General features: G+C 31.7%; 13 protein-coding genes. 2 read left to right on the top strand and 11 right to left on the bottom strand.

Features of this window, described 5'->3' with window-relative positions:
* Nucleotides 1-9: 9 nt before the first annotated feature.
* The 6 genes from EYR00_RS01530 to EYR00_RS01505 all read right to left on the bottom strand — a co-directional run bounded on the left by EYR00_RS01530 (nt 10) and on the right by EYR00_RS01505 (nt 6,275).
* Nucleotides 10-504 (bottom strand): GNAT family N-acetyltransferase, encoded by a 495-nt coding sequence (locus EYR00_RS01530; protein WP_003534981.1) that lies wholly within the window; start codon nt 502-504, stop codon nt 10-12.
* A gap of 64 nt (nt 505-568) precedes the next feature.
* Entirely contained in the window at nt 569-862 is a 294-nt protein-coding gene (locus EYR00_RS01525) for a nitrous oxide-stimulated promoter family protein (protein ID WP_003534983.1), read from the bottom strand.
* Nucleotides 862-2,508, bottom strand: a complete 1,647-nt coding sequence (locus tag EYR00_RS01520; RefSeq protein ID WP_003534984.1) for an amino acid ABC transporter ATP-binding/permease protein — start codon at nt 2,506-2,508, stop codon at nt 862-864. Before EYR00_RS01520 ends, EYR00_RS01525 begins: the two co-directional genes overlap by 1 nt.
* Nucleotides 2,492-4,228, bottom strand: a complete 1,737-nt coding sequence (locus EYR00_RS01515) for an ABC transporter ATP-binding protein/permease (RefSeq protein WP_003534986.1) — start codon at nt 4,226-4,228, stop codon at nt 2,492-2,494. The genes EYR00_RS01520 and EYR00_RS01515 overlap by 17 nt, the downstream gene beginning before the upstream one ends.
* On the bottom strand, nt 4,221-4,595 hold the full coding sequence (locus tag EYR00_RS01510) for a YbaN family protein (protein ID WP_003534988.1): 375 nt from the start codon (nt 4,593-4,595) through the stop codon (nt 4,221-4,223). The genes EYR00_RS01515 and EYR00_RS01510 overlap by 8 nt, the downstream gene beginning before the upstream one ends.
* 129 nt (nt 4,596-4,724) lie before the next feature.
* The gene (locus tag EYR00_RS01505) at nt 4,725-6,275 is read right to left on the bottom strand and encodes a prolyl oligopeptidase family serine peptidase (RefSeq protein ID WP_003534990.1); all 1,551 of its coding nucleotides are present in this window, start codon (nt 6,273-6,275) and stop codon (nt 4,725-4,727) included.
* 257 nt (nt 6,276-6,532) lie between these two features.
* On the opposite strand from EYR00_RS01505, the gene EYR00_RS01500 reads away from it, so the two are divergent.
* Nucleotides 6,533-7,033, top strand: coding sequence for a CarD family transcriptional regulator (locus EYR00_RS01500; RefSeq protein ID WP_003534992.1), 501 nt, complete (start codon nt 6,533-6,535; stop codon nt 7,031-7,033).
* A 9-nt stretch (nt 7,034-7,042) separates the two neighbouring features.
* Complete coding sequence (locus EYR00_RS01495; RefSeq protein ID WP_003534994.1) at nt 7,043-7,489, top strand: hypothetical protein; 447 nt, start codon at nt 7,043-7,045, stop codon at nt 7,487-7,489.
* Between the two features lie 32 nt (nt 7,490-7,521).
* Here EYR00_RS01495 and EYR00_RS01490 read toward each other — a convergent pair whose 3' ends face one another.
* The 5 genes from EYR00_RS01490 to EYR00_RS01470 form a co-directional block, all read right to left on the bottom strand.
* Nucleotides 7,522-8,946, bottom strand: a complete 1,425-nt coding sequence (locus EYR00_RS01490; RefSeq protein ID WP_003534996.1) for a 6-phospho-beta-glucosidase — start codon at nt 8,944-8,946, stop codon at nt 7,522-7,524.
* Nucleotides 8,947-9,033: 87 nt separating this feature from the next.
* Nucleotides 9,034-9,783: a MurR/RpiR family transcriptional regulator gene (locus EYR00_RS01485; RefSeq protein ID WP_020994147.1), complete on the bottom strand. Its 750-nt coding sequence runs from the start codon at nt 9,781-9,783 to the stop codon at nt 9,034-9,036.
* Nucleotides 9,784-9,830: 47 nt separating this feature from the next.
* Complete coding sequence (gene prmC / locus EYR00_RS01480; RefSeq protein ID WP_003535000.1) at nt 9,831-10,688, bottom strand: peptide chain release factor N(5)-glutamine methyltransferase; 858 nt, start codon at nt 10,686-10,688, stop codon at nt 9,831-9,833.
* On the bottom strand, nt 10,688-11,764 hold the full coding sequence (prfA, locus tag EYR00_RS01475) for a peptide chain release factor 1 (RefSeq protein ID WP_003535002.1): 1,077 nt from the start codon (nt 11,762-11,764) through the stop codon (nt 10,688-10,690). The genes prmC and prfA overlap by 1 nt, the downstream gene beginning before the upstream one ends.
* Before the next feature lie 363 nt (nt 11,765-12,127).
* Nucleotides 12,128-12,718, bottom strand: coding sequence for a thymidine kinase (locus tag EYR00_RS01470; protein ID WP_003535004.1), 591 nt, complete (start codon nt 12,716-12,718; stop codon nt 12,128-12,130).
* Nucleotides 12,719-12,727: the final 9 nt, after the last annotated feature.

The raw sequence follows: 12,727 nt of genomic DNA, 5'->3' as shown, positions 1-12,727 counted from the left end.
CACCAGTTGTTATAATCTTAATTTAAATCCAATATCCCCCATGATCTTAGATGTTTCATATTGAACAAATCCAAGATTTTTAAGCAAACGAATAGATCTTATGTTGTCATCATAAACATGAGCAAAAACAATTTTAAAATTATATCTATTTTTTAACTCCAATAAAAGTGCTCGCATCGATTCAATTGCATAGCCATGTTGCCAATAATCACTATCAAAAGTATAACCGATCGTAATAGAATTAGATTCTAAGACCTCTAAAAAATAATCACCTATCAAAATATTATTTTCTTTTAATACTACACCTAATTGATAATTACCACGACTTCCATCAAAAGGATGTTTAACACAATACTCTACTCTTTTTAAGGCTTTCTGGTAAGGGTACCGCCACCATGATTGATAGAAAGCAACTTCCCTTTTATCACGATATTCACTCAAACGCATAGCATCTTTTATTTCCAACTCTCTAATTATCAAGCGTTGTGTTTCTAGATTTTCCATCAAGCCACCCCGATTCCTCTAGATATCATATCATAATATCATTACCTAGTACAATCGGTTTATTTTAGCTCATTATTTTATATTTTAGCGTATTTATTACATGTTTGAAGGCAATGATTGGATGTTTGAAGATAATTCTTTTTCCTGAATATTTCATAACTTCTCGAATTTGCTGCCGATATGTTTTTTGATAGCAATGAATCGGGCATGATGAACAAAATGTCTTTTCCTCTTTACGAGGGCAAAATTCAATTCGCTTAAAAGCATAATTTTTTAAATCACTTAAATCGACTTTATTACCATCTTCATAGATTTTAATCATTATACTAATTAATTCTTTTTCTTGATCAATCGTCATTAACTCTGTCTCCCCTGTTCTATTTTAATAATTCGATCACAGATTTTTAATGATGAAGGTCGGTGACTAACCATAATAATGGTTTTCCCTTGATGATTATCACTTAGTGATTTTAATACTAAAGCTTCATTTAAGCTATCAAGATTACTAGTTGGTTCATCCAATAGAATCAATGGTGCATCATGTAAAAAAGCTCTAGCTAGAGATAATCTTTGCAGCTGTCCCCCTGATAAAGACTGATAAAGGCTCCCGATCATTGTTTCATAACCATCTTTTAAACTAATAATAAATTCATGAAGATTGGCTTTCTTACAAGCTTCAATCACAGCCTCATCGCTAGTTTCCATCCCTAATTTAATATTATTGATAATACTATCATTAAAAACATATGTATCTTGGGTAACATAACTAATTAATTTCGCTAAAGAATCACTTTGCCATGTTTTGATGTCATGACCATTAATCAGAATTTCTCCGTCAGTAGGATCATAGAAACGCATCAATAATTTCAATAGCGTTGTTTTACCACTTCCACTTCGTCCTTCAATTCCAATGATTTCACCAGGTTTAATACTTAAATTGATTTTATCTAAAATCGTTTCAGCTTCATATTTGAATGATAAATTATTTATTTCAATCGTTCCTAAATTCCCCTGATATCCATTGATTACAGTTTCAACTTGAGGTTCTTCAGCTAATAAGTCAAGAACACGATTTCCACTTGCAAAAGTAATAACTAGATTATGTGCTAATGAAGATAAAGCCAAGACTGGTCCAAATGATGCCATTAAAGCAATCGTACTAATTAAAACGCCATTAAATTCAATTGATCCTTGGCGATATAAATAATATCCTAAGATAAACATTGCTAGTGAAAATAAACTAACACAAATATCTCCAATCATTCGATATTGACCCTCAAGATCTTTTAATTCTTTATTTTGCTCATTTAATAACTCACTTTTTTTATCTATTTCTTTTAGGCGTTTATTACCACGGGAAAATTGATCAATAATTCTTAGACCATGGACAGACTCTAGTACATAACTAGTATACTTACCATAATCATTCCGATAATTTAACCCCATATTTCCCGACTTCTTACCAACAATTAAAGGAATAATTACACCAATAAATAGGTAAGCAGTGCTTGCTAAAAGACCTAAAGCAAAATGATAATATCCAATATAGATAATCATAATAATCGAAACAATTAAAGCAATCATCACTGGGGAAATTGTATGTGCATAAAACACTTCTAAAAGTTCTACATCGCTAGTAATCATGGCTACCAAGTTTCCTTGATCTTTACCATCAAGTTTTGCTGGTGCTAATTTTCTAAGTTTCGCAAAAACAATATCTCGGATCATCGCTAATAATTTAAATGCGATAAAATGATTACACCATTGTTCCCCATAACGTAGAAAGCCCCTTAATATTCCACAAGCAATCAATAAATATAATAAACTAGTAAAAGTCTCATGCTTAATTACTTTAATCATGATTTCTCCTGCTATTACCGTTAGAAAAATAGCAGCCAAGTAGCCAATAACACCTAAAATAATTGCTCCAAGCATGATTAAGAGCATTGATTTGACTAAAGCAATCAAACTGATTACTACTTTTAAATTACTCCGTTTTTGCATTTGCCTGGCCTCCATAATTCTCAATTTCTTTTTGGGTATTAACTAACTCTATATATTCTGGATTATTTCTCATCAATTCTTTATGATTTCCCCAGCCAATTAATCTCCCTTGACTAAAGACATAGTTACATTTACAATTTTCGACACTTGCTAAACGATGTGAAATTAAAATAACAATTTTTTCATCACGCATCTGCTCAATTACTTTCATAATTATTTCTTCACTTTCAATATCAATATTAGATGTCGCTTCATCAAAAATATAAACACTAGTATCATGCAATAATGCTCGGGCAATACTTAAACGTTGTTTTTGTCCACCAGACAAATTATTTCCACGCTCTTCAATTTCACTATCCAAACCATTAACTCCATCAAAATAATTCCATAAATTAACTTTCTTTAATACCTCAATCATTATACTATCATCACAGTTATCATTCCCATCACTTAAGTTACTGCGGACAGTTCCTGCAAAAATATAAGGATTATGTTCAACCATTGTTATTTGTTTCATTAAACTTTGATGTTTGACTTGATTGACTTGATTTCCATTGTAGCTTAAAACACCTTGATAATTATCATAATAACCCATTAATAATTTAGCAATCGTACTTTTACCACTCCCTGAGCTTCCAACCACACCATAAATACCAGGTTCATCAATTTCTAAACTAACATCCTTCAATACTATTTCTTCATCATATCCAAACGACAGTCTAGTAATTTCAATTTTTTCAATCTCAGTAATTTCTAATTCTTTATGATCATTTACCGGTGTATCTAATAACCTAAAAATTTTCTCACTTGCGGCATTACCATTCATAGCGATATGGAAAAATGATCCTAGCAGTCTTAACGGAATGAAAAACTCTGCTGATAACATGATCATCATAAATGTTTGCCCTAAATCAATTGCTCCACCTTGATAACTGTATAGTGAAATAATAATTCCTAGTGCTGCACCACCATAAGCAACAAGATCCATAATGCTGATAGAATTTAGCTGCATTACCAAAACCTTCATCGTAATATTTCTAAATCGTTGTGCTTCTTCATTCATTTCAAGATGTTTAGCTTGATCCCCTTGATACCCTTTCAATGTTGTCAAGCCGCGAACATTATCTAAAAAGCGTTCAGCAAGATTCCCGTAAAGACCCCAATACTTATTTAATAATCTTTTAGCAAACTTTTGAACTAAGACGATCGATACCGGAATTAAAGGAACACAAACAAACAATACTAGGGCTGCTTTGAATTCTACTCGTCCCAAAATAATGAACAGTGTCAGTGGTGCTAACATACTATAGAAAAATTGTGGCAAATATTTACCAAAATAAATCTCTAATTGTTCAACTCCTTCGCTCATTAATTGCGTTAATGAAGCCGTACTGATTACATCACTATAATGATTATTTAATAATAATACTTTCTGATAAATATCACATCTTAATTTTCCTTTAATATTTTTTGCAGCTTTAAAAGAAAAAGATGATACTAATTTACCAAAATAACCTTTAATCAAAATTAATACAATTATGATTATGACTTTAATACTAAAATTATTTACTTGATGCCCCTGGTAAAGTTCATTGATCATATTAGCTATAATTGCAATAATTACTACTTGACCAATCAATGCCAGCCACTGCATCAAAACTTGTAAATAAATATATTTTTTATCCTCTTTTAAATAACTAACTAATCTTTTATTAATCATTGCTCACTTCTTTAATTGTTTTAATTCGAAATGCAAAATAATAATACTTAAATATTACTAATAAAACAATTGTTATCCTTCCATAAATATTATCCATCATTAAAAATGCAATTAATAACATCGTACTTGCAAACGATAACAACATCACTTTGGTTTTCAATGTCATAGCTCTTTTAGTTACAAAGTCATTTAAATGATTTTGATAAATTTTTGTCCCTTCAAACCAGACTTTAGCCCGTGAAGAACTTTTAGTAAAAAAGAACATTGCCACTAAAAGAAAAGGAGTTGTTGGTAAAACTGGTAAAACTACGCCAATCATTCCAATCCCTGTAAATATTATTCCTAGCATAAAATATAGATATTTCATATCGTTCTCCTTATGTTATATTCATCTAACATACTTTAACATTTACTTTTCATCTTTTCAATAATAAGTTAGTCTAATTTAACAATTTAATCAAAAAAGAACTTAGTTTCTCAACTAAGTTCACTACTTTTAATTATATCTCTTTTTTAATAATGCAATTCCACAAAGTCCTGCTAATGTAGTTATTGCGTATAATCCAAGGCTCACACTATCACCAGTCTTAACTGAAGTTTTAGGTGTATCAGCTGGTGTTTCTGGTACTGGTGCAGGTGTTGGTTGTTCTGCTGTTTTTCCATATTCAGCAGCCCAATTCATAATACTAACACCTTTAGCATCTTTAGGATTGTTATTTAATGTATAGATCCAAGACCAGTGATCACTATATTGAACTAATGTTGCTACACCATCTTGATCATAATCTTCTGCAAATTCTAATTTATTAGAACTTGCTCCTGTACTAGGATCTGTTACTGCTACTGTTTCATATAAAGATAATTTATATTTTCCATCTTTAGTTTCAGAAGTTGTAAAATCAGAATTTAAATCTTGTTTATGTTCTGAAGTAATTAATTCTTGTCCATCTGTTAAAGCATTAAATAAACGGATTGAGCAATCTTCTGGTTTAACACTGCTATCTGTTTTCCCTTGAACTAACCAAATTGCAGTATCAGAATTTTTAATACTTGCTAATTCTGCATCAGTTGGAGTTTCTCCACCACGAGCATCTGCTACATCTAATGCAGGACAGTTGATCATTGCAGCAGCAAATAAATCTGGATAAGCAATCAACATTCTTGTTGTCATATAACCACCAGCTGAACATCCTGAAACAAACACTTTATCAGGATCGATATTTTTAGCTTTGATTACTTCATTAATTTCATTATACGCTTTTTCTAATAAACCATCATTTTGTGCATAATACCAAGTATCTGGTGCTTGGAAAGCCATAACATGAGCCCCTCCAAAAATATTTTGAGTCTCATCTGTAGCCCAAGCAACTGTACCACGATTAGCTAACATTTGTGCAACATTGTTGCCAGAAGATAAATAATCACCTTCACCATTACCATGGAACCAAACAATCAATGAATCTGCACTACCTGCATCATAATATTGATAATTAATTCCATCCTTTACTTTAACTGATTCAAATTTAGCAGTTTCTGCATTTATTACAGTATTATCACAAGTATAATTACCGGTATATGAATCGTTAATAACTGTACCATCTGCAGCTGTTAAAGTAACTGGCTTATTTTGTGTAACCGTATAAGTTAATTCAGCCGGATAATTTCTACCTGAACTTAAATAAGCTAAAGTGGCCCCTTCACTTTGATTAAAATAGATGTTTACATATTGTCCTTCAACTTCTACTTTAACAATTTTACGGTCAAGATCATAATCACCATAGCTAGTATCTTGTGTACCTTGACGAATATCTTCTGTTGATGCTTTAGCATGAACAGTAAATGTATCTAACCCTACACCTGTAACCTTTTTAGCAGCACCATAGTCAATTACCATTTTTGATACGACCTCACCCGCATCTGTCACTTCCCCATATAATTGACAGCTATAAGTATCTGGAGCATCAACAGCAAATAATGGGGTGCAATATGTTGTTGCTACTAATGCGAAACTTACGACCATCGCTAATAATCTCTTTAATCTCTTCATATCTCTTTCCTCCTCGATATATTTAGTTTATCACCCTTTCTCATTGAAAGCGATTACAAAAATACTTACTAAGTACCATAAATAGGTACCTAAAAATTAAAAAAACTATTGAATTTAAAATCTATTTATGATAATGATTTTAAAATTGATACATGAAATTATTTTTTTAAATGATATAATTATATTATCTCAACGTGTAGTTTGCGGAACGTAAGTCCAGTTGCAGCTACACTTTTTTATTATATGGAGGAATTTATATGTACAAAATTGGCGATACCGTTTTATATGGACGTGAAGGTGTTTGTAAGATCAAGGATATTGTTACTCGCAAACTTAACAATATCGATAAGCAATATTATTTTTTAACCCCATTGGATGATCATATAACTATTCTTGTCCCAACAGATAATGAAGAAGCTTTATCAAAAATGCGAAAAGTATTATCTAAGAAAGATATTTATGAATTAATTAAGACGATGCCAGATAATGAAACAATCTGGATCAATGATAAAAATATTCGAAAACAAAAATATAATGATATTATTAATCATGGGAATCATGAACAATTAGTTAAATTGACCAAAACTTTGTATTTAAATAAACAAAAACAAGAAAAAGCCGGAAAAAAATTTCATGTTCAAGATCAGCATTTTTTACAAACCGCAGAAAAAATGCTTTATGATGAATTTTGTCATACACTCAATTTAAAGCCAGAACAAATTTTACCATTTATTTTAGAAACTTTGAAAGAAAATTAAGGAGCATTTATGTATAAAATTAATGACTATATTATTCATAAAAACAATCATCTTTATCAAATTATCGCTATTCACAATCACACTTGCATTTTAACAACTTGGCAAACCAATGAAACAATCATTACGAATATCACCGAACTTGTCCGAAAGGTTATAACAGCTTCTGAAATGGAGGAAATTGTTGAACGAATTCCATATATTCGTACTTTAAACATAACTAGTGAACGATATCGACAAGAGCTTTACCAAAAGTCACTAGATAAATATGATGAAGTTGAGTGGATCAAGCTAATTAAAACAATCTATATTCGTCACCAAAAAAAACAGACTCAAAATTATGAACTAAAATATTTTAAAGCAGCCAAAAATATTTTTCATGAAGAAATATCACTTCTTCTAAATATTCCACTACCTAAGATTGAAACATACATAAAACAGAAAATTTTAGAAAATTAAAAACATTGACTTTTATGAGTCAATGCTTTTAATTAATCTAAATCAGTTCCATTTGAAGCAATAACTTTTTTATACCAGGCAAAACTTTTTTTCTTTGAACGTTTTAATGAACCGTTCCCTTGATCATCTCGATCAACATAGATAAATCCATAGCGTTTTGACATTTCACCAGTTGAAGCAGACACTAAATCAATACATCCCCAAGGTGTATAGCCTAATAATTCAACTCCATCTTCATTAATTGCCTTATCCATCTCTATTATATGTTCTCTTAAATATTCAATTCGATAATCATCATTTACTGAACCATCAGCTCCAATTGTATCTTTGGCACCAAGACCATTTTCAACGATAAATAGTGGTTTTTGATAACGATCATATAAAGTATTTAATGTGATTCTTAATCCTAACGGATCGATTGCCCAACCCCATTCACTAGTTTTTAAATATGGGTTTTTAGTTCCCTCAAAAGCATTTCCAGAAGTTTTTTCAACATTTCCTTGTGTTGAAATACAACGTGATGAATAATAACTAAAAGAAATAAAGTCAACTGGATTATTCTTTAAAATTTCTTTATCTTCTGTGGTAATACCAATATTGATACCTTCACGTTCAAACATTTTTAAAGCATAGTTTGGATAATATCCACGTGCTTGAACATCAATAAACATTATATTTTCCCGATTTTTATTAATAGAAGCCCAAACATCTGCAGGATGGCAACTATATGCATAATATTCGCCTCCAGCCAGCATACATCCTACCATATTATTAGAATCAATTTCATGAGCAATCTTGGTAGCCCAAGCGCTTGCTACTAATTCATTATGAGCCGCAATATATTTAGCTTCTTTTTGATCTTCGCCTTCTTTAAACATCAGTCCTGCCCCCATAAATGGCATATGTAAGATCATATTGATTTCATTAAAAGTTAACCAATATTTTACTAGACCTTTATATCTTGTAAAAAGAACAGTAACTAATTTTTTATACATTTCAATTAATTCACGATTTTTCCATCCGCCGTACTTCTTAATTAAATGAATAGGCATATCAAAATGAGTAATCGTTACTAAGGGCTCTATTCCATATTTATGACATTCATTAAAAACATTTTCATAAAACTTTAGGCCTTCTTCATTCGGTTCATTTTCATCACCGTTAGGAAAAATACGAGTCCACCCTATCGATAGTCTAAATGTTTTAAACCCCATTTCAGCAAATAGTTTAATGTCTTCTTGATAATGATGATAAAAATCAATTCCAACTTGAGCGGGATAATAGTATCCCTCTTCAAAATCTAGCATTTCTTTCATTCCTAAGCAAACAGGAAAACGGTCTTTACCATGAGGTACTACATCAACATTAGCAAGACCACGTCCCCCTTCATTATATCCACCTTCACATTGGTTAGCAGCAGTTGCTCCACCCCATAAAAAATCTTTTGAAAAAGCCATCTTTCATTCCTCCTTTTTACTATATCCTTACCTTACTATAAAAAAAGAATAAATACTTAATAGTTCACAAACTGTGAACTAAAATATTTACTCTTGGTTTTGTTGCAATCTGGCAATAATCAAATCTGTCACAAAGCGGATATTTATCTTATTCAATGTAGAATCAACAGAGGGAACATAAATTTTTTTCCCAGCAAAAGCAATTTCTTGATTGCAAGTTATTAACCAAGTCTTTTGTTTTTGCTTTAATATTTTAGTAATTGTTCGGTGATTATACATTAGTGTATTACCATTAACACTGATAATTAAAAATACAGCGTGATCACCAATTCGATATTCTTTTCTAAAATCAACATCTACTACAATAATCGGTATTTGAAGTGCATCCAATTCAATTTGGATCATTGAACATAGTCCTTTTGCCTCTCCATGACCTAACAAAAATAGGCAAGAACAATTTCTAATATCTTCTACGAGCATATCTAGATCATTATAATTGATCTGATGTACTGTATTGGTTAATAAATTATTCATTCGCACAACTAAATCTGAACTATTACTTCTAAAATCACTATCTAACTGAAAATATCGATCCTTTAATCCAAGACTTCCGACATACATCGAACAACTTTCTTTTAACTCAGCAAAGTTATCATAACCTAATTCTTTAACGAACTTCGAGACCATGGCTTTAGAAACATGACTTCCATCAGCTACTTCCTTAATAGTTAAGGAATTAATTATAAGAATATTTTGTTTAATAAAGCTAGAGATCATATATCTAGGATCACTCGTTTGACTATTATTGATAATATCGTTTAACTTATTAATGATCATCATATCCCACCTTTATTTCATTATACAACAAAAGCACCTTTCGGTGCTTATTTAAGATTACGATAAATAAATAACATACGATCTTTTCCATTAATATCCTTAATGATTTCATGGGGATCGTTAGGAAAATATTCTTGAAGAGCTGCTTCCATAAGCTCCCGTTGATCAAATCCCATTTCAAATGCTAATAAAGCCCGTTCCTGCAATAATGGCTCGACTCCCTGAAATATTTTACGATAAAAATATAGCCCATCATTACCACCAAATAAAGCCACATGTGGTTCATTATCTTTAACCATTGCTTCGATTTCTTGTTCTTGAGGAATATATGGGGGATTAGAAACAAAAATATCAACCTTTATTTCATTTTCTAATAATGGCTCTAACATATCTCCAACCATAAATTCAATATTAGCACCCAGATTCTTTGCATTATCTTTAGCGACTGTAACTGCTTTTAAAGAAATATCAGTTGCGAAAACTTTTAGACGCGGTTCTTCTAAAGCAAGACTAGTTGCAATCGCCCCACTACCCGTTCCAACATCACAAAGAGTAATGCTTTGATATTCAGCAAAATAGTCATCAATACGATATAAAATATTTTCCACTAATTCCTCAGTCTCATAACGTGGAATCAAAACGTCTTCATTAACTTTGAAATCACGTCCAAAAAAGTTTTCTACGCCTTTTATATACTGAATTGGTTTTCCTTGATAATATTCTTCCATACCTGCCAAGAACTTGGCTTCTAGTTCTGAACTGACTTCTTCATCATACATTAAATATAACTCATGCGGTTGTTTATCAGCAAGGTGATAAAACAGCACTTTAGCAACATTAACATCTTTACTAGCATCATCTAATCTGCTTTCTGCTAATTTAATCAGCTCTTTTACAGTTGCCATTAATGTTGACCTTCCATTTTTAAACGTTGGTCTTCATTAATCAAAGCTGTAATAATATCATCTAATTTTCCATCAACAATACGATCTAATTGTTGGATCGTTAAACCGATACGATGATCAGTTACTCGATTTTGAGGATAATTATATGTTCTGATTTTTTCAGCACGATCACCAGACCCAACTTTACTCTTTCTTTCACTACCAACTTGTTCGTCATGTTGTTGCTGATAAAAATCATAAATTCGTGAAACTAAAGCTTTCATTGCTTTATCTTTATTATCGTGTTGTGAACGTCCATCTTGACTAGCTGCCACAATTCCAGTTGGAAGATGGGTAATCCTTACTGCAGAATCAGTCTTATTAATATGTTGACCTCCTGCACCGCTAGCACGATATGTATCAATTCTTAAATCACTTTTATTAATTTCAACATCTACTTCTTCCATTTCCGGCATTACTAGAACAGTTGCTGTTGAAGTGTGGACACGTCCTTGCGTTTCGGTTTTAGGAACCCGTTGTACTCGGTGAGATCCAGATTCAAATTTTAATTTACCATAAACATCTTCACCCTTTACCATGAAAGAAATTAATGAATAGCCACCTGCTTCGGCATCAACAGCTTCCATTACTTCAACTTTCCAACCTTGAGACTCTGCATATTTTACATACATCCGATATAAATCTCCTGCAAAGATATTTCCTTCATCACCGCCAGCAGCACCACGAATCTCCATAATTACATCTTTATTATCATTGGGATCCTTTGGAATTAATTCAATTTCTAACTTGCTTATAATCTCAGGTAAGCGTGTTTCCAACTCCGCTAACTCCATTTTAGCCATTTCTTTAATTTCAGGATCACTTTCTTTAGCTAATTCTTTAGCATCGCTGATCCCAGCTTCTACTTCTTTATACTCTTGATATAAATCATATGCTGCTTGAAGTGATGACTGTTCTTTTGTAACTTCCGTCATTTTCTTAATATCGCTACCGATATCTGGATCCATCAGCATATGTCCTAATTCTTCATATCTATTCTCCATTGTTTTTAAACGATCTAACATACTCTCATTCATGATTTATACCTCCAAACCTCTCATATTATATAATAAACATACTAAATAAGCAAAATAAATTTTGTTTGAATTCATCGTCTTTTATTTACATTTTAAAACTTTTAAATATTTCTAATATTATTATTTAGTTCACATTCAGTTCACCTAGCTATTTTATGATATTAGTGTAGTAAGAAAACTACCCTCCCTTTAATCATAAAAACGAAGACAAGTTACTAACGTAACTTGTCTTTATTTTGCTTTAGGCCGTACTTTTTAAAAGAAGGTTGAATTTAACCAGTGTGTCTACTTGACAGCACTAAAACCAAATTAAAACCTGCTTCTTTATATTTTTATAACCCAAACTATAAAAATCTCTCATAATTAGAATTTATGCGGTTTATTAGGAACTTGATGGCAATGACGACATCTTGGTTCATAACTTTCATCAGCCCCAACCATCACGATAGGGTCTTCAAATCCTGCTGGTTTACCATTAACTAGACGTTGTGTTCTTGTCGCCGGGGCCCCACATTTAGCACAAACCGCTGTTAACTTTGTGACAAACTCTGCCCGAGTCAATAATTCAGGCATCACGCCAAATGACTCACCTCTAAAATCTTTATCTAAGCCTGCAACCATTACGCGAATTCCCTTATCAGCTAAATATTCACAAACTTCAACGATATCTTTATCAAAAAACTGCACTTCATCTATTGCTACTACTTCGGTATCAGCTTCAATTTTCTTTAAGATATCCTGGGCTTTTTCAACTACTAAACAAGGTACTTTAGCACCAGAATGAGAAACTATCTCACTATCAGAATAACGATTATCTATTTTAGGCTTAAACACAATAATATTCTTCTTAGCATAGCTTAATACATTGATGCGTCGAATCAACTCTTCTGTTTTTCCTGCAAACATACATCCACTAATTACTTCAATCCAACCTTCACGGTATTGATGATACATCTAATTCCT

The sequence above is a fragment of the Thomasclavelia ramosa DSM 1402 genome, assembly GCF_014131695.1.
GTDB lineage: Bacteria > Bacillota_I > Bacilli_A > Erysipelotrichales > Coprobacillaceae > Thomasclavelia > Thomasclavelia ramosa.
This window is presented reverse-complemented; position numbering and strand designations above follow the sequence as displayed.

Bases quoted from the DNA above. Each gene is read 5' to 3' on its own strand.
- EYR00_RS01520 (WP_003534984.1), bottom strand. From the start codon at position 2,508: ATGCAAAAACGGAGTAATTTAAAAGTAGTAATCAGTTTGATTGCTTTA.
- prfA (WP_003535002.1), bottom strand. From the start codon at position 11,764: ATGAATGAGAGTATGTTAGATCGTTTAAAAACAATGGAGAATAGATAT.
- EYR00_RS01510 (WP_003534988.1), bottom strand. From the start codon at position 4,595: ATGAAATATCTATATTTTATGCTAGGAATAATATTTACAGGGATTGGA.
- prmC (WP_003535000.1), bottom strand. From the start codon at position 10,688: ATGGCAACTGTAAAAGAGCTGATTAAATTAGCAGAAAGCAGATTAGAT.
- EYR00_RS01490 (WP_003534996.1), bottom strand. From the start codon at position 8,946: ATGGCTTTTTCAAAAGATTTTTTATGGGGTGGAGCAACTGCTGCTAAC.
- EYR00_RS01495 (WP_003534994.1), top strand. From the start codon at position 7,043: ATGTATAAAATTAATGACTATATTATTCATAAAAACAATCATCTTTAT.
- EYR00_RS01470 (WP_003535004.1), bottom strand. From the start codon at position 12,718: ATGTATCATCAATACCGTGAAGGTTGGATTGAAGTAATTAGTGGATGT.
- EYR00_RS01515 (WP_003534986.1), bottom strand. From the start codon at position 4,228: ATGATTAATAAAAGATTAGTTAGTTATTTAAAAGAGGATAAAAAATAT.
- EYR00_RS01505 (WP_003534990.1), bottom strand. From the start codon at position 6,275: ATGAAGAGATTAAAGAGATTATTAGCGATGGTCGTAAGTTTCGCATTA.
- EYR00_RS01525 (WP_003534983.1), bottom strand. From the start codon at position 862: ATGACGATTGATCAAGAAAAAGAATTAATTAGTATAATGATTAAAATC.
- EYR00_RS01485 (WP_020994147.1), bottom strand. From the start codon at position 9,783: ATGATCATTAATAAGTTAAACGATATTATCAATAATAGTCAAACGAGT.
- EYR00_RS01500 (WP_003534992.1), top strand. From the start codon at position 6,533: ATGTACAAAATTGGCGATACCGTTTTATATGGACGTGAAGGTGTTTGT.
- EYR00_RS01530 (WP_003534981.1), bottom strand. From the start codon at position 504: ATGGAAAATCTAGAAACACAACGCTTGATAATTAGAGAGTTGGAAATA.